This is a genomic window from Ohtaekwangia koreensis, from assembly GCF_900167975.1.
GTDB classification, from domain to species: Bacteria; Bacteroidota; Bacteroidia; order Cytophagales; family Cyclobacteriaceae; genus Ohtaekwangia; species Ohtaekwangia koreensis.
On sequence record NZ_FUZU01000002.1, the window covers coordinates 323,969 to 342,200 of the forward strand.

Here is an 18,232-nt window from a genome sequence, read left to right on the forward strand (position 1 = left end):
TGAACTATATCTCTATGAAAACATCCAGAAGAAATTTTATTAAAAAATCAGCGATGGCATCTCTTGGAGCGATGGCCTTTACCGCTAAGAGTTATGCGAATATCATTGGCGCCAATGATCGTGTGCGCGTAGGCGTTGTCGGATTTTCTGACCGCTTCCGTCAGTCATTGCTGCCAAGCTTTATGAATCACTACCAGGAATTGAACTTTGATATAGTTGCTGTTTCTGACCTATGGAAAAAGAGGAGAGAAGAAGGCCAGGCATATCTGAAAGAAAAATTTGCTCACGACATTCAGGCTTGTGTTAATAATGATGAGCTCTATAAAATTAAAGATCTCGATGCTGTTATTATCAGTACCGCAGACTTTCAACATGCATTGCATACTATAGAAGCAGTAAAGGCAGGCTGTGATACGTATACCGAAAAACCTTTTGCTGAAACGATGGAAGACAATCGCGCAGCACTAAAGGCAGTAAAAAATTCCAAGCAGATTGTACAGATCGGGTCACAGCGAAGAAGCGGTAAGAATTATCATGCTGCCGCAGATTTTATTCAGAGTGGTAAGTTCGGTCCTATCGTAATGGTAGAACTAAGCTGGAATGTTAACCAGCCCGGCCGTTGGAGAAGACCCGCGCTGGTAGCCGAGTTACGCGAACAGGATACAGATTGGAAACGCTTTCTGCTGAACAGGCCGTTTGAAAATTTTGATCCAAGAAAATACTTAGAGTATCGCTTGTTCTGGCCGTACTCATCGGGCATGCCTGGTCAATGGATGAGTCACCAGATTGACACTGTGCATTGGTTCAGTGGACTGAAACATCCACGCAGTGTGGTAGCCAACGGTGGTGTATATTTCTGGAAAGACGGTCGTAAGAATTGGGACACCACAACGGCTGTGTTTGATTATGGTGACGACAAGCAAGGCTTTCAGGTACAATTTACATCGCGCATGATGAATGGTGATGAACGTCCGGCTGAGATATACTACTCCAATGGCGGCGAGCTTAATCTCAATCTTAACAAAGTTTCACCGGTTGGAGGGCTTCGTGAAAATCATGCTTTGGCCATGAACATGAAGGCCAATCTATTGCCAGAGATGGACATCGTTCAAAACGTTGAAACCGTTGTTGCCTCTGCGAATACAGGAGGTGATTCTCTTACATCAGCACACATGCGCAACTGGATGGAATGTATTAGAAGCAGAAAAGAGCCGAACGCTCCAGTGGAAGCGGGATATATGCATTCCATTGCTACGATCATGACAAATGCTGCAGTGCACACCGGAGAGAAAGTAACATTCGATGAGAAAAAACAAGAGGTAATGGCTGGCGATAAAGTCTTTAAATACTAATCGTTAACGCTTACTCCCAAATAAGAAACGGCTCCTCTGTTGGATATACTCAACAGAGGAGTTTTTATTTTGTGAAAGTTGATTTAACCAAAGAGGCTTTGGAATGCACGCGCTGGTCGTGTTGATTCATTACTTTTATAGCTCAAACTTTTCACGCTATGTACTATCATCGTCTCGGAAAAATTCCACCCAAGCGCCACACACAATTCCGTCAGCCAGATGGAAGTTTGTACAAAGAAGAGTTGGTGAGCTCCGAAGGATTCTCAGGTATATATTCCAACCTATATCATATAAATCCCCCAACACGCATTAAAGAATTAAGGGAGCCTGTACGCTATGGTGCGCGAAAAATAGATGACTATGCGTTGCGACAAACGCATTTGAATACATCGAAGGTAACGACTACCGGAGAGGACTATCTCGATGCACGCAAAGTGTTATTGATGAATGCAGATTGTTCTATCTCCATTTGTTCTCCGCGCAAGCGCACAATGGATTATTTCTATAAAAATGCTGAAGGTGATGAAGTGCTCTACGTGCATGATGGTAAAGGAATTCTTCTTTCACAATTCGGAAAATTGGAAATTCGTCAGGGAGATTACATTGTTATACCACGTACGGTTATTTATAAACTCGAATTTGAAGAAGGTCCTTTACGTCTGCTGATAATCGAATCAGCATCTCCTGTTGAAACTGTTAAGCGGTATAGGAATCAATTAGGACAATTACAGGAACATTCGCCTTACTGTGAGCGCGACATCCGGCCACCACATGAACTCATTACCGAAACAACAAAAGGTGAATTTCTGATGAAGATCAAGAAGCAAGGATATCTGCATCAGTATATATATGATTATAGTCCCTTGGATCTTGTAGGATGGGATGGTTTTCTTTGGCCGTATGCTTTATCTATACACGACTTCGAGCCTGTTACCGGGCGCATCCATCAACCACCTCCGGTACATCAGACATTTCAGGCAAGAAATTTTGTGATCTGCTCATTCGTGCCACGCTTGTTTGATTATCATCCGCTGGCTATACCGGCACCTTACAATCACAGCAACATCGATTCTGATGAAGTGCTATACTATGCAGAAGGTAATTTCATGAGCCGAAGAGGTATTGAGCGCGGATCCTTTACACTTCATCCCGGAGGTCTGCCACACGGACCACATCCTGGCACCGTAGAGAAAAGTATAGGCGCTAAAGAGACACACGAATTGGCGGTAATGATCGACACGTTTCATCCCCTATATTTAACGAATGACGCCATGGAGTTTTTGGACAAGAATTACCCAATGAGTTGGACAGATAACCACCGCGAAGGGTATAATGAAGTAAATACACCTTAAACTTTCATCGGTCTGTCAAGGCAATCTGTCTTCTTTATTAACATTTTTAACTCAAATATTACGACCGTGTTGTATTACTGTTAATAGCGGGCATAATTGTTGAACATCAGCTATCTGATTTACGTTATTTGTATTGTCAAACAACCACTAAAGCGTATGACAAACATGAATCAAAAACATCAGATAGTCGAGTCGTTGAATTCGCTTGATCAGATGCAGACTGAGAAGGTTCTGGAGTACATTAAAAAGCTTACCTATCCTGCTATACAGGATGAAGCTTCCTATCAAAAGTTTAAACGCGAAGCGCTGAAGGAGATTCGTCAGGCGCTGGGTAAAGGCCGCAAGCTCAGACCATCTTTCTAAGATACTGAAGGCCGCTGCCCGATCATCGATCTAACAGCGTTTAGATTACTTCTTCCATTCGCTTGGTGCACTTCTGCATCAAACACAATCCTTTACTCTCTTTTATACGCTACCTGTTCATGGTATTTCGATAATTTTGTTATCTGAAAACCAAAAAAAATATATACTATATATTAATATTAGATGTAGATCGAAGTATAGCTGTTAGTTATACTTTACATAATTGTCCCATTTCTCAAGTACGTCTACAAAATCCTGAGGAAGCTCTGAATCAAATTGGAGAAATTTCTTTGTGGCGGGATGAACAAAGCCCAGTGTTTTTGCATGCAATGCCTGTCTCGGTATAACCTTGAAACAATTTTCAACAAACTGTTTATACTTCGTAAAGGTTGTGCCCTTCAAAATTTCATCGCCACCATACATAGCATCATTAAATAACGGATGCCCCAGGTATTTCATGTGTGCACGGATCTGATGTGTGCGACCTGTCTCAAGTTTACATTCCACCAAAGAAACATAGCGCAAATCCTTTAGCAAGCGATAATGCGTTACAGCACGTCTGCCCATATCACCATTGGGAAACACGGTGGTTACGCGTCTGTCCTTGAGGCTTCGGCCTACATTTACATTGATCGTGCCGCTGGCAGACTCTGGCACACCCCACACCAACGCATTATACGTGCGCTCTATAGAGTGATCAAAGAACTGCTTCGCCAAACCTGTTAGACTTACTTCATCCTTCGCTATAACAAGCAACCCGGAAGTATCTTTATCGATCCGATGCACTAACCCAGGCCTTCCTTCATTGCCTTCCATCTGTGGAAGATTTTGAAAATGATACGCCAAGGCATTGACTACTGTTCCACTCCAGTTTTGATATGCAGGATGTACCACCATACCTGCAGGTTTGTTGATGACGAGTAAGTGTTCATCTTCAAACACAATGTTGAGTGGTATATTTTCAGCAACAATTTCTGTATCGCGAGGAGCTTCCGGCAGCGAAACAGTTATTATATCGTTGGGGTGTATTCTATAGTTTGGCTTGATCGGCTTTTCATTTACCCTCACAAAACCATCATGAATACCACTCTGTATTTTGGTTCGCGTTACATTCGGCAAGCGATCCATCAGGAATTTATCGATGCGAAGTAAACTCTGCTTGGGATCTGCCACGATGCGATGGTGCTCAAACAATTCATCATCGTCATCTGGAAGTATAGCTTCTTCGCTCATTTCGTAGTTCTTTGTTTTTTACGTTTAGAATGATATTCATTCAGGATTGCAGCTTCGTTCAGGATATGCCGGATCTTTTCCTCATTCTCTTCTACTTCTGCCACACTGTGGAATGTTATTGATTTAACATGCTTACGTCCTTTAGACTCCAGCAATTCATCATCATTGGACAATTCATATCCTTTTGCAAAACCAAAATCTACTCCATCAACAGCCGGACTCAGATAACACAGTTGCCCATAGAAATAGAAGTAAGGAATTTTATTGCTGATCTTTTCCTGCACATGCGTGCCCAGATCCATTACCCACGAACGGAGTATGGTCATAATCTCGCGAGCCGGCTCTTCTTTTTCAGAAATAAAGTGAGAAACAGTCATGTGACAAAAATAAGCTTCCTGAATCTACATTCTGTAGAATCATGAAAGAAAGATCGTGCTTCATGTGGGCTGGAAAGGTCCTCCCCGGAACAGTATTTTTATAAACCTTTACGGAAAGAGAACCAACATAGGTTGATACTTGTTGTAAGGCCAAACCACTCCACTATGGTTTTTGCTGATGATATCCGGAAAACAATTTTGAAACTCGCAGACGAGCGAGGTGCAGAAAAAACGTTTTGTCCATCCGATGTTGCTCAGGCTATCGATCAGAAAAACTGGCAAATGCTGGTCGATCAAGTAGAACTTGTTGCCAGCACTTTGATCCAGGAAGGCAAAATCATCGCCACACAAGATTATAAAGAGCCACTTCGATTCCGCAAGAAGTAGATCATACTACCTGCTTATCCCCTTCATTAATAATCTCTTTACGATTTGATAACACCTATACTTTTGTGCTCTGCAGCGAAAATCGAATTTTTAAGCTGTGGAACAGGAGAGCAACGATATTATACTTTTCAGACAGGTAAAGTCTGATGATCGCCTTGCGCTCAACACGCTGTTTGCCCGGTATTATCAAAAGCTGTGCGGGTTCGCCACCACCTATATACGCCAGGCAAATGAAGCCGAAGAAGTAGTTTCAGATGTCTTTGTGACACTCTGGAAGAATCGCCACCACCTTGTCATTGAAAAAAATCTGAAGGCTTATCTCTACGTCTCAGTGCGACATGCAGCATTGGCCGTTATTAAAAAAAGACAACCGTTGTTCGAAGATATTGAAGATATACTCTTTGAAAACACTCTCCCTGATTTCCATACACCCGAGCAATCGCTCCTGCATAAAGAACTTCAACAGTATATAAACAATACAGTTGACGCCTTGCCACCCCGTTGTAAACAGGTTTTCCTGATGAGTCGGATAGATGAATTGACCTATCGGGAGATCAGTGAGATCCTAGAAATTTCCGAAAACACAGTAGAAAACCATTTGGTAAAGGCGTTGAGTGTACTGCGCGATTCTCTGAAACGGTATCATTACACCGAACATCATCCTCGTGCGTTAACAGAAGCTTAACCTTTAATTAATATAGCGCACTGGTGGTGTACACGCTATATATACTCTTCCTGTATAGAAAACAGAATCTATGCAGGAGAATATTCCCACACACCTCATTGTACGCTACCTCTCGAACGAAGCAACTGCAGAGGAAAAGAAAAAATTACTGGATTGGGTTGCAGAAGATGCGTCCCATCACAAAGCATTCCTGGAATGGCTAACACTTTGGGAGAACAAGACACCCCGGCCTGCGGAACCTGATCTTTCACATGCACTTCGTCAGCTCAATGACAAGATTGATATATACGAGGAGGATGAGAAGAAAACACGAACGCTCTTCTCCTGGAGAAAACTTGCCGCTTCCATTGCAGTATTTCTCGTAGCCGGTATAGCCATTTATTTACTGGGTAAATATTCGGAATCTCGTTCAGAAAAAATAACCTATACACAGCAGACCACATCATCCGGAGAACAAATCAGTATAAAACTGAGCGATGGTTCGGTTGTACAACTTAATGCGCAGGCGTCATTGAAATATCCCGAAACATTCAAAGGGTTCAAACGCGAAGTATACCTGACAGGAGAAGCATTTTTCGAAATTGAAAAAGATTCGTTACGGCCTTTCATCATTCACACCGGAGAATTTTCAACACATGTATTGGGGACATCTTTCAATGTAAATGCAACCGGCGACAACATTATAGTAAGTGTAGCTTCTGGAAAAGTGCGGGTGATGCAAGGCGATGAAATGCAGACTCTCCTTCCGGAAGAAAAAGTAAGATACTCCAGTGCTACTAAAATCATGGTGAAAGAAAAAGCCAATCTCGAACGAGAGCTGGCATGGAAAAACAACACACTCATCTTTGAAGACACTCGTCTCTCTGACGCATCGAAAAAAATAGAACAATGGTATGGTGTCAGCGTAAGCTTTCAAAACGAAGCAATCAAGCATTGCCTTATCACTGGCAAATATAAAAATGAACCGATTGATAAAGTGTTGCAAGCCATCAGTTATAGTACCGGAATTCAATATCGTATCACTGACAAAACCATTACACTCTACGGCAAGGGCTGTGAGTAACATGACTATATATACCCAACGGAGAAAATAAACCTGAACCTTATGCACAAAAACTTACAAACTTTCATCAGCAAATTACGGAAGCTCTCGCTTTATACCTTGTCGGGTATACTTCTTCAGTGTCTGCTTTTCAACTTCCTGCTTGCAAAAGACGGAACAGCACAAAATATCTACGATGTTAAACTACGGCTTGAAGTAAAAGACAAAACACTAAAAGATGTGTTCAGCACCATCGAGGAGAAAACTGAATTTACTTTTACCTATAGCAGTAAGAAAGTAGATCTGGCTAAAAAGATCACACTCGATGGACAACAAACAAACCTGGGACAAATTCTCGAATCCATCTCGCGTCAGGCAAATATAGCAGTACAACAAGTGGACAATTTATTAATGGTGAAAGCTCAGGAAACAGCCGTGGTAAAAAAACAAGCAGCTGCTAACGGTGTTATTCGCGGACGCGTTGTAGATGAAGTATTAAAATCCGTGTTACCAGGTGCTACCATTTTTCAAAAGGGAACCAACAATGGAACTACATCTGATGTGAATGGAGAATTCTTTCTTCGGGTGCCAGCAGGTGATGTTGAAATTGAAGTAAGCTATATAGGCTTTCGCAAATATTCCGAAGTCGTTACTGTTCCGGAAAATGGAGTAGCGCAGGTAGAACTTAAAATGATCAGCGATGCTACTGAGTTACAGGATATCGTGATTACCGGTGTATTACAAGGACAACAAAAAGCACTCAACCAGCAGAAGACAGCGGACAACATCAAGAATATAGTAAGTGCAGATCAGATTGGTCGCTTCCCGGATCCAAACGTAGCAGAAGCATTGCAACGTGTTCCGGCAGTAAACATTGAAAGAGATCAGGGCGAAGGCCGCTATGTACTGGTGCGCGGATTAGCACCTCAATTTACCAACATCAGTATAAATGGAGAACAAATTCCTTCACCTGAAGCCAGTGTTCGATATGTAGCATTGGATGCAGTACCCGCAGATCAACTTGCATCAATTGAAGTAAGCAAAGCTATAACACCCGATATGGATGGGGATGCTATAGGAGGTTCTGTCAATTTGATTACACGTACAGCACAAACTGAAAACATCAGTGTAAATGCATCCGGATTGATGGGCTATAATAATATTAGTGGTAAAGCGAATTTGCAAGGCTCCCTGGAGCTCAGCAAGCGCTTCCTGAACAACAAGCTTGGCATTATGCTAAACTCCAGTTACTATGAGACCGAACGAGGTTCTGACAATTGGGAACGTGATGAACATCAACTGGAACTCCGGGACTATGAATTAACCCGTACACGCCTGGGCCTAAGCAGTACGATAGACTATAAATTCAACGAAAAGAACGAAGTATATTTCAGAACACTATATAATCGCTTCACAGATCGTGAGCAGCGCAGACGGTATATATTTGCACCGAATGCGGAGGATTCTCCTTTCGAAGACAATGAAATCGAGCGTCTCACCAAAGACAGACTTGAAAAACAGATTGTAACAAGTTTCAATCTGGGTGCAAAACATACACTTTCCAAATTCAGCCTCGATTATGAAGTATCATATTCTGAAGCTATACAAGATACGCCCTATGATATTGAGATTGGAAGCGTGGGCGAAGTGGATCAACTGTCCACAGACTTCACCACAAACGCCAAGTTCCCTACATTTACAGTAGATGATCTTCCGAACACAAGCCCACAGAATATATACCTTGACAATTCGATCTATGAATTTGATGAGGCCACGATGGGAAACACCTACGCCAAGGACGTAAACAAAACTGCGAAGTTTAATATAGGCATTCCATACAAGGCTGGTACCAGCGATGGTCTATTCAAATTTGGTGGTAAAGTAAGATTGAAAGAAAAAAGTTATCGCATAACCGAAAATGTTTTCAGCTATACCGGCTCAGACGACATTACCCTAGATCAATACGCAGGAGGAACAGTTGATGACAATTTCCTGGATGGCCGCTATAAACTCAGCGCAAATGCAGACCCTGAGAAGTTTGTAAAATTCTTCAATGCTAACCGTAACGATTTCGAACTATCAATAGAAGATAAACTGGCCACCGAAGCAGCAGAATCTTTTACTGCTAAGGAGGATGTATATGCAGGCTATATCATGTCGAAGCTTCAGTTGAGCAAACTTATGATATTAGGAGGTCTACGGTACGAGCATACCAGTGTTGACTATACATCTTCTAATGTTATAAATGAAAGTGAGATTATACCCGAAGAAGGCGGAACAGACTATAGTTTCCTGCTACCTCAATTACACATTCGCTACAACATAACCGACAACATGAATCTTCGTGCGGCTATTACGCGAAGCTACGCCCGTCCAAACTTTAGTGACATTATACCTGCACAGGAGATCAACATCAATGAAGGAGAAGGAACTATTGGTAATGCCAAACTTAAGCCCGTTGCCGCTACGAACGTAGATATACTTGCCGAAAAATACTTTGGAAGTGTAGGTATATTATCCGGTGGTATATTTTACAAGCGCCTTACCGATTTCATTTTCAACCGCAGATTCGAATCTGATCAATACCCGGGTTCTGAAGGACAAGTGATTGATATAACACAGGCCCGTAATGGGGAATCAGCATCCTTGTTTGGTTTCGAAGTAGCCTACCAACAAAACCTTACGTTTTTACCCGGAGCACTCAAAGGGTTGAGTATATATGCCAATTATACGCTTACAACCTCTAATGCCAAGATTCAGTCGCGCGATGACAATACCAGTGATGAAGAAATCAGGCTTCCGGGTCAGTCTAAACATGTCGGGAATATATCTTTGGGCTACGATCTCGGGCGCTTCAATTTCCGGGTGGCCGCTAATTTCAATGGAGAGTATATCAGTGAAATTGGAGGAAGTGCAGATGAAGATCTATATGTAAAGGATCGCGTACAACTCGATGCCACTACTACCTTCACGATCAGTCCCAAGCTTCGGTTCTTTGCTGAGTTCCTGAACATCACCAACCAGCCGTTTCAAGTATACCAGGGCGAAGAGAACCGCTACATACAACGTGAATTCTATTCATGGTGGACGCGTGCAGGTTTAAAACTTGATCTTTAATCTTAACCGAACTGAAAAATGAAAAAGCATCTATATATACTTTCTCTGGCAACAGCCTTTGCAACTTTACTGAGCTGTGCCGACAATTCTCTGGAAGAAACACCAAATGATGGCAACTTTCCTTTTCAATTACTGCTCGATGCAGAAGAAGGAGCTGATCTTGCAGACGCTGAAGACTATAGCGTAGAAATAAAATTTGCCGATTACCTGCCCGATGCAACGCTTCCCAAAAATGCCATTACACTTGGTTATACCCTTAGTGACCTGGAAGACGATATGATCGGAAATGTTACTATCGACAAAATAGTATATGAAGTTGAAATGGATGATTGTATATATGAACGTGAACTGAACTTCACAAAAGATACCGATGGCCTCTCCGGCACAATAACACTTTCTCCGGATACAGATCTTAACACGGTGCCACCCTCCTTTGAAGTTGTATTTACATTACCGGGAGGAGATGAGACTAAAGGAAGCTTCAAATTTGAGATCACCAATTTAACATCGAATGGAAATGTAGTATTGGGCTCTCCAAGGGTATTTGAATATGAGGTGTTGGACAATGACGTAGCGGGTGAATGGGAATTCGAAATCACCTCTGAAGAAGATCTTGAATCATTCAAGAGTATATTTGGCCACGTCAATGCCGACCTTGGAAAACTTACCCTTGAAGATATAACCGGAAAAGTGAAGGCCGAATTCGAATTTGAAGAAATGAAATTTGAAATCGAATTATTGGAGGAAGAAGAGATTACATCCTGTGAAAACGGAGAAACAGAAACTGAAGTCGAAAACAAGGTTATTGAGATTGAAGCTGACTACAATGCTGAAGATGGTGAGATAGAATTAGAAGGAAGTCATGTGATCGTGAACGATGATGGCATCGAGGAAAAAGAATTGGACTTCATTGTAGAGGGTGAATATGAAATACATGAAGATGATGAGACTGTAACCTTCACCTTTACGAAGGTTGTAGATGAAGACAATTTCAAGGATGGTGAAGAGTTATACTCCAGCAAGGATGGCGTAACAATCACATTCAAAAAAGATTAGATCGAACGCACCCTATAGCGTATACTATAAATGTCCTAACCGAAGATTACGTATATAAATGAAGAAATTATTCATACTGGCAGCATCTGCATTGCTTTTTATTACCTGCAAACAAAAAGAAGCAGCTACGCAGAGCATGGCATTAGATTCAACAACCATCATAGAACCAGCGTTTGCCACGGATACAGTCGCCTATGACAGTGACGACCCTGCATTCTGGATCAATCCTTCAGATCCTTCACAAAGTCTCATCCTTGGCACTGATAAGGGTGGAGATACAGGCAATGGCGCACTCTATGTCTTTGATCTGACAGGGAAAGAGGTTCCGGGTAAAACTATAAAAAATATAAAGCGCCCTAATAATGTGGACGTTGCCTATGGCCTTATGCTCCAAAACAAAAAGAAAGATATAGCAGTATGCACGGAGCGTAATACCAATTCTATCCGTGTTTTTAGCTTGCCCGACATGAAGCCTATAGATCAGGGAGGTATACCTGTCTTTGAAAATGATTCTCTTCGTGCACCCATGGGCATTGCACTCTACACCAACCCGGCCGATGGAAAAATCTATGCTATTGTTGGTAGAAAAACAGGCCCAACGAATGGGACCTATTTATACCAGTACCTTCTGCATGATGGTGGCAACGGAACAGTGAAAGGTAAACTTGTGCGCACATTCGGAAATTATAGCGGCAAGAATGAAATTGAATCCATCTCGGTCGACAACGAACTCGGCTATATATACTGCTCAGATGAAGGTGTTGGCATTCGAAAATACTATGCTCACCCGGACAGTAGCAATACCGAGCTGGCTCTTTTTGGAACAACCGGATTTGCCGACAACCATGAAGGCATCTCTATTTACAAATTCAGCGATGGCACCGGGTATATATTAGTATCCGATCAGCAGGCCAATCAGTTTCATATATTTCCTCGCGAAGGCCGCGGTGGAAATCCACACGACCATCCTATCATCAAATCGGTAAAGACCTCTACGATTGAAAGCGATGGCAGCGATGTAACCAGTATAGCACTCCCCGGATTTGAGCATGGACTATTTGTCGCCATGAGCGATAACAAAACATTTCAATTTTATCGTTGGGAAGATATCGCCGGACAAGAATTAAGAAAGGCTAATTAAGCTATAGCTATAGCTATAATCAACTCACGGGAAAGTATAGGGTGAATTCTGCGCCTTCGTTTATTTTCCCGTGGGCTGTTACAAACCCGAGGTGATTGGTCATAATCCTCTTTACGATTGTTAATCCGATGCCTTTTCCTTTGTACACAGTCTCCTGAGCGTGCAAGCGCTGAAACAGATTAAACACTTTTCCGGCAAACTCATCATCAAAGCCTATACCGTTATCTCTGATGATTACTTTTATATACCGTTGGTGGTCGTGCTTGATCTTGAATTTTTCTGCCATCTCTTCCGCTGTGGCATCTTGGGTAAGAATAAAAATTACGGGGGCTACATTATCACGCGAGAATTTTACGGCATTGTCAATCAGTGCATGAAAAAGTAAACCTAACTGATTATAGTATCCTGTAATCACAGGCAACTTCAAGTCAATGGAAAGCTGAGCGTCCTTGGCAGCAAATACATCTTTAAAATTATACTGCACCTCTTCAACAACTTCTTTCAATGATACCTTTTGTGGTTCTTCTTTTATTCCGGCAAGGCGTGTAAAACTCATCAGATCATCCACCAATCCATGCATGCGTGTAGCCGAGAGTTGCAAGCGCTCCACCAGGCGTTGAGCCTCTGCTGGTATAGTGGAAGTATATTTCACTTTCAGCATATCACTGAACGTCATGATTTTTCGCAACGGCTCCTGCAGATCATGTGAAGCCGCAAATGTAATTTGTTCCAGCTCTGCATTTGCCTGATTGAGTTCAGTGATCTTCAACTCAAGATCGCGCTGATACCGGAATCTTCTGGACAGTTCCCGAATGATGAGTAAAAAAGTAATGATGAATACCACAAAGGAAAATATAAAGATCACAACGGAGTAGTTAGACGAAGATGTGCCATAGGTGTCTTTGATCTTTCTTCGCATTACCAGTAAACGCTGTTCTTCCTTTTCCATCCTGGAAAGTATAACCGCGCAATTATCCATCGCTTCCCTTCCTTCTATCAATCGTTTCTTAAACAACGTACGATCCAGTGTATGCAGAACGATCGCTTCTTCCAGAATATCCAATCGCCTTGATATAAGATAATTCAAGTTGCCAAGATTTTTCTGTTGGGTGGGGTTGTCACTTGTCAGTTGCAGCAATCGCTTAAAGGAAAGTTTTATACTATTAATCTTTTTGTCAGACGATTTCAAAAAAACACTGTCGCCCGTGAGCAGAAAACCACGCTGACTACTTTCAATTTCCTTAAAATAATTTTCAAAATTTCTGATCTCATGAAGAACTTCATGCGTGTGCTCAATCCAGGTGATTGAATAATTATAGCGTAATAAACGCGTGTAAAAATTGAAGCCAATGCCCAGCAAAATGACAAGTGATATGAAAAAAGCCACATACGTGATTGCTACCGACTTGCGCATAGAATAGATAAATTTCTACAAATCGAGTAATAATTTCCACAATACCCCACTTTGATACTTGCTTATCAATATCATTGGAATTATATTTATTTGATTATCAATTCATTAAAAAAAAATTCGGAGGTTTAAAAATTTGGTTTTAGGGTTGCATGTACTTCCTGGTATTTAAACCCGAACCAGCTATGTTACGTCAGAACTTAACTCAAAAGCAACAGCTAAAGATAAATCCTCAGCAGCTTCAGATGCTCGAGCTGTTTCACTTAACAAGCTTACAACTTGAGCAACGAATTAAAAACGAATTAGAGGAAAATCCAATCATCGAAGAGAAAGAGGCCGATGAAATTGATACTACGAATAGCAAGGAAGAGGTTCAGGAGTATCAGGATTGGGAAGAATATGGATACGATGATATACCAGACTATAAAACAGAGAACAAACAATACTATCAACAGGATGATATGCCTGATAAACCTATCGTTGCGTCACGCGATTTCAAGGTAGATTTAGAAGAACAATTATCAGCTATAAAACTTTCTGAAACAGATCTGGCGTTCGCGCAATTCATCATTGGAAATCTGAATGAAAAAGGTTTTCTGGAAACTCCTCTTGAAACATTAGCAGAAGATTTTTCTTTGAAAACCATGCAGTGGATTGAAGGTGAGGATGCTGAAAAATTACTTCACGTCATTCAACGTTTTGAGCCTGCAGGTGTGGGTTCGCGCGATATACGCGAGTGCATGATGTTGCAGCTGAAACGGATGAATACAAAATGTCCGGATGTAAAAGCTGCACTTGTTATACTTGAAAAATATTATGATGATCTCAAAGCGCGCAATTTCGAAAAAATTGAAAATGCTTTACAGATAGATGAAGAAGAATTAAGGATGGTGCTTGAGATGATGGGTTCGCTCAACCTCAATCCGGTAGGAAGCACTGAAGAGAGAAGTTCAGCCGATACAATCATTCCTGATTTCTTTATTACTCATCGTGAAGACGGTATGGAAGTAGGCCTTACAAATCAACGCTCAGCAAACCTGGTTATCAGTAATCGCATGAAAGCCATGGTGCAGCAAGCAGAGAAAGGCAAAGACACACGCGCGTTCCAATATTTAAAAAGCAAACTTAGTTCGGCAGAATGGTTTGTTAATGCAATTCGCCAGCGCGAAACCACTATGTTGAATGTTATCAATTCCATTGTCCAGTATCAATTTGACTATTTTCAGGATGGTGATAAGTCTCAATTGAGGCCAATGATCCTGAAGAATATAGCAGAGATGGCCGGAGTAGATATATCCACGGTGTCCCGCATTACTTGTAACAAATACGTTCAGACTCCCTTTGGAACGATTTTATTAAAGAGTTTATTTAGTGAAGGTATTGAAAACAAAAGTGGCGCGGTGATCAGCAACAAGGTCATCCAAAAAGAAATTGAAGAAGTTATTAAGCGTGAAGATAAAAAGTCACCCTATTCCGATCAGCAGTTGGCTTCATTACTGGCTACACGAGGATTTAATATCGCAAGAAGAACTGTTACCAAATACCGGGAGCATCTCCAAATACCCGTTGCACAGATGAGAGCTTTCTGGGCTTAATTTTTTTAAGTAATTATAGTAGTAGTTATGTAGTTATTTTTAAAAAAGATATGGCTGAAAAAATTTTAATCATTGATGATGATAAGGACATGTGCCTTGTTTTAAAGCGTTTCCTATCCAAACATGGCTTTGAAGCAATTGAAGCGAATAGTGGTAAAAAAGCGTTGGAGATTTTAGAGAGCACCGACCCGGATTTAATACTTTGCGATTTTAAGCTGGAAGATATGGATGGCACTACCATCCTTAAAAACATAAAGGAAAAGCTTCCAACGGTTCCTGTAATAATCATTACAGGCTATAGCAATATTAAAACGGCTGTAGAGGTAATGAGACTGGGTGCGATTGATTACGTTACAAAACCGCTGTTGCCCGATGAAATATTAGTGACCATCAAGCGTGCGCTCAAGGAGCCCGCAGCGGTTGTAACTCACGTTTCCTCCGGTAACAATGACAGTAATAATGATACGAAGGCGTTATCATTCTCTAAAAAACACGAAAACGGGCAAACCTATATCTTCGGTAATAGCCCCGACTTCAAAAACATTTTAAATCAGATTGACCTGGTTGGTCCAACCAACTATAGCGTTATCATTTACGGTGAAAGCGGAAGTGGTAAAGAAGCTATAGCACAAGAGATACACAAGCGCAGCAAACGTGCAGACAAGCCATTTATAGCTATAGATTGTGGTGCCCTATCAAAAGAACTTGCCGGCAGTGAGTTGTTTGGTCACGAAAAAGGATCATTCACCGGTGCTGTTGGTCAAAAGATAGGAAGCTTCGAACTGGCAAATGGTGGAACAATTCTGCTTGATGAAATTGCCAACTTACCGTATGATGTGCAGGTTTCATTACTCCGTGTTACACAGGAGAGAAAAATGAAACGTGTTGGAGGAACGAAAGATATAGAACTCGATGTACGCATTATTGTAGCGAGTAACGAAAAACTTTGGGATGCTGCCCGCAATGGAAAGTTCCGCGAAGATTTATACCACCGCTTCAATGAATTCCAGATCAATGTGCCACCGTTGCGTGAACGCAAAAACGATGTTATGATTTTCGCGAATCACTTCCTGAATATAACCAACCAGGAACTTGGTAAAAATGTAAAAGGATTCACTCCTGAAGTGGAAAACATTTTCCAGAACTACGTATGGCATGGCAATCTTCGCGAATTGAAAAATGTTATCAAACGTGCAACGCTTTTAAGTGACGGAGATATCATCGATGTGAAGAGCATTCCTTTCGAGGTATCAAATTATACAAAACTGCAATTCGATGCAGGAGCAGAGCAGCAAATTCCTGTAATGTCGTCTTCCTATGGATTGGATTCCGGATTACCGCCAACACCAACGTATACCCGTCCCGTTATAAAAGAAACAGGGTTGAAGGGTGCTGGTATAGATGCGGAATATGAAATCATACTGGAGGCATTAAAGCGCGTTAACTTTAATAAAAGTAAAGCCGCCAAGCTTTTAAAAATCGATCGTAAAACACTATATAACAAAATCAAGCAGTACAAGGAGCTTAATAATATTGAGTTCCAGCAAGAAGTATGAGTGAATACATCCACTACTTGAAAATGCTGTTCGACTCGGGTGAAAACCGAGATACATTTGACGAAAAAATAGCAGACTTCTTTCCCGCGATTATTTATGTCTATGATGTTAGTAACAAACGCTTAAAGTTTGTTAACAAACGCATATCTGATTTCCTGGGATTCTCTTATGACGAGATCCGGGAAGGCGACTTGAGCAAGATCATTTTTAAAGATGATCTTGATCTCGTTCAGACTGAACTCCAAAAATTTTACGCACTCCAGAACAACGATTCTTATTCCTATAAATGCAGGCTAAACCATAAACAAGGTCATTGGCGTTACTTCCGAACATTGGGTTCGGTTCTACGCAGAAATGAAAATGGTGATGCCGCTTCACTCTTGTTCATAGCAGAAGATATTACAGAACTTCAAAAAAGTGAAGAAGAGACGAAGGCCATTCGCGAACTGTTTGATGAAACAGAAGAACTGTTACAACTTGGAAGCTGGACCTATACTATATCTGAGAAAAAGATGCAGTGGTCTAAAGGTATATATAAGTTGTTTGAATTTGATCGTGACGAGCTGCCCACAGTCTCTTATGATTTTTACATGAGCCTGGTTTCGCACGATGATGTTGATGGTTTTGAAAAAGCCATGCAAAACGCCTATGATACAAAATCGGAATTCGAATGTGAATACCAGGTAAAAACAAAGCACGACACCAGCAAGATTGTATCGACCAAGGCTAAAGTTGTTACCGATACAAATGGAACACCGTTGAAAATGATCGGTATAACGCGGGATGTCACAACCGTTAGAAATTTTGAACGGGATCGTGAACGAAGTATTCGCGAACTAAATCGTTCGAACAAAGAGCTTGAAGAGTTTGCATATGTAGCTTCACACGATTTACAGGAACCCCTGCGGAAGATCTCCACCTTCAGTGAGCGCCTCAAAGGTATACTATCGTCTGAGTTGAAAGCTGATGGACTGCTATACCTGGAACGCATCATGGCTTCTGCTGAAAATATGCGCATCCTGATTGACAACCTTCTGGATTTTTCCCGTACTACACGCAGTTCACATATTTACGAACAAGTAAATATGAATGATGTTATCGCTGCTGTTAAATCCGATCTCGAGTTAAAAATCGAAGAGACGAATGCTAAGATTATAACATACTCGTTGCCACAACTAGAAGCTGTGCGATCAGAAATAAAACAACTTTTTAATAATCTGATTGGTAACGCTATCAAATTCAGAAAGCAAACACTCAACCCGGTTATTAAAATCAATAGTGTAAGAATTACAAAACAAGACAAGGAGCTATACCACCTTCCTGCGGACAAAGATTTTTTTAAGATCCAGGTGCAGGACAATGGAATTGGTTTTGAAGAAGAATATTCCGAAAGAATTTTTCAGATCTTTCAACGTCTTCACGGAAAGTCAGAATACCCCGGCTCGGGGATTGGACTGGCGATCTGCAAAAAAATTGTCGATAATCATAGCGGAGTGATGTACGCTGAAAGCAAACCAGAAGCAGGTGCCTGCTTCTTTATTATTTTGCCGGAGAAACAATCCTGA

15 protein-coding genes are annotated in these 18,232 nt (G+C 41.4%); 12 read left to right on the plus strand and 3 right to left on the minus strand.

The genetic code is table 11. From position 1 onward, the window contains the following. Positions 1-14 precede the first annotated feature (14 nt). The 3 genes from B5Y40_RS14275 to B5Y40_RS14285 all read left to right on the plus strand — a co-directional run bounded on the left by B5Y40_RS14275 (position 15) and on the right by B5Y40_RS14285 (position 3,067). Positions 15-1,352 carry a Gfo/Idh/MocA family protein gene (locus B5Y40_RS14275; RefSeq protein ID WP_079687475.1) on the plus strand — a complete coding sequence of 446 codons (1,338 nt, stop codon included), beginning with the start codon at positions 15-17 and terminating at the stop codon, positions 1,350-1,352. A 158-nt stretch (positions 1,353-1,510) separates the two neighbouring features. Beyond that, on the plus strand, positions 1,511-2,704 hold the full coding sequence (locus B5Y40_RS14280) for a homogentisate 1,2-dioxygenase (RefSeq protein WP_079687476.1): 1,194 nt from the start codon (positions 1,511-1,513) through the stop codon (positions 2,702-2,704). A 165-nt stretch (positions 2,705-2,869) separates the two neighbouring features. Continuing rightward, positions 2,870-3,067, plus strand: coding sequence for a hypothetical protein (locus B5Y40_RS14285; RefSeq protein WP_143785775.1), 198 nt, complete (start codon positions 2,870-2,872; stop codon positions 3,065-3,067). 204 nt (positions 3,068-3,271) lie between these two features. On the opposite strand, the gene B5Y40_RS14290 is transcribed toward B5Y40_RS14285, so the two are convergent. Together B5Y40_RS14290 and B5Y40_RS14295 are read right to left on the minus strand one after the other, a co-directional pair. Further along, positions 3,272-4,300, minus strand: a complete 1,029-nt coding sequence (locus B5Y40_RS14290; protein ID WP_079687478.1) for an RluA family pseudouridine synthase — start codon at positions 4,298-4,300, stop codon at positions 3,272-3,274. Beyond that, positions 4,297-4,677 carry a DUF1801 domain-containing protein gene (locus tag B5Y40_RS14295; protein ID WP_079687479.1) on the minus strand — a complete coding sequence of 127 codons (381 nt, stop codon included), beginning with the start codon at positions 4,675-4,677 and terminating at the stop codon, positions 4,297-4,299. The genes B5Y40_RS14290 and B5Y40_RS14295 overlap by 4 nt, the downstream gene beginning before the upstream one ends. Before the next feature lie 165 nt (positions 4,678-4,842). On the opposite strand from B5Y40_RS14295, the gene B5Y40_RS14300 reads away from it, so the two are divergent. The 6 genes from B5Y40_RS14300 (at position 4,843) to B5Y40_RS14325 (ending at position 12,105) form a co-directional block, all read left to right on the plus strand. Further along, positions 4,843-5,064, plus strand: a complete 222-nt coding sequence (locus B5Y40_RS14300; protein ID WP_143785776.1) for a DUF3253 domain-containing protein — start codon at positions 4,843-4,845, stop codon at positions 5,062-5,064. Positions 5,065-5,161: 97 nt separating this feature from the next. After that, positions 5,162-5,749 (plus strand): RNA polymerase sigma-70 factor, encoded by a 588-nt coding sequence (locus B5Y40_RS14305; RefSeq protein ID WP_079687481.1) that lies wholly within the window; start codon positions 5,162-5,164, stop codon positions 5,747-5,749. 70 nt (positions 5,750-5,819) lie between these two features. After that, the gene (locus B5Y40_RS14310; RefSeq protein ID WP_079687482.1) at positions 5,820-6,812 is read left to right on the plus strand and encodes a FecR family protein; all 993 of its coding nucleotides are present in this window, start codon (positions 5,820-5,822) and stop codon (positions 6,810-6,812) included. A gap of 42 nt (positions 6,813-6,854) precedes the next feature. Then, positions 6,855-9,908, plus strand: coding sequence for a TonB-dependent receptor (locus B5Y40_RS14315; RefSeq protein ID WP_079687483.1), 3,054 nt, complete (start codon positions 6,855-6,857; stop codon positions 9,906-9,908). A gap of 18 nt (positions 9,909-9,926) precedes the next feature. Next, positions 9,927-10,964: a hypothetical protein gene (locus tag B5Y40_RS14320; RefSeq protein WP_079687484.1), complete on the plus strand. Its 1,038-nt coding sequence runs from the start codon at positions 9,927-9,929 to the stop codon at positions 10,962-10,964. A 58-nt stretch (positions 10,965-11,022) separates the two neighbouring features. Then, positions 11,023-12,105: a phytase gene (locus tag B5Y40_RS14325; protein WP_079687485.1), complete on the plus strand. Its 1,083-nt coding sequence runs from the start codon at positions 11,023-11,025 to the stop codon at positions 12,103-12,105. A 19-nt stretch (positions 12,106-12,124) separates the two neighbouring features. Here B5Y40_RS14325 and B5Y40_RS14330 read toward each other — a convergent pair whose 3' ends face one another. Further along, a complete protein-coding gene (locus B5Y40_RS14330; RefSeq protein ID WP_079687486.1) occupies positions 12,125-13,519 on the minus strand; it encodes a sensor histidine kinase in 1,395 nt (464 codons plus the stop codon). 182 nt (positions 13,520-13,701) lie between these two features. On the opposite strand from B5Y40_RS14330, the gene rpoN reads away from it, so the two are divergent. The 3 genes from rpoN to B5Y40_RS14345 are packed head-to-tail and all read left to right on the plus strand — an operon-like array spanning position 13,702 to position 18,232. Continuing rightward, positions 13,702-15,111: an RNA polymerase factor sigma-54 gene (gene rpoN, locus B5Y40_RS14335; protein ID WP_079688438.1), complete on the plus strand. Its 1,410-nt coding sequence runs from the start codon at positions 13,702-13,704 to the stop codon at positions 15,109-15,111. 50 nt (positions 15,112-15,161) lie between these two features. Continuing rightward, complete coding sequence (locus B5Y40_RS14340; RefSeq protein WP_079687487.1) at positions 15,162-16,667, plus strand: sigma-54-dependent transcriptional regulator; 1,506 nt, start codon at positions 15,162-15,164, stop codon at positions 16,665-16,667. Then, entirely contained in the window at positions 16,664-18,232 is a 1,569-nt protein-coding gene (locus B5Y40_RS14345) for a sensor histidine kinase (protein WP_079687488.1), read from the plus strand. Before B5Y40_RS14340 ends, B5Y40_RS14345 begins: the two co-directional genes overlap by 4 nt.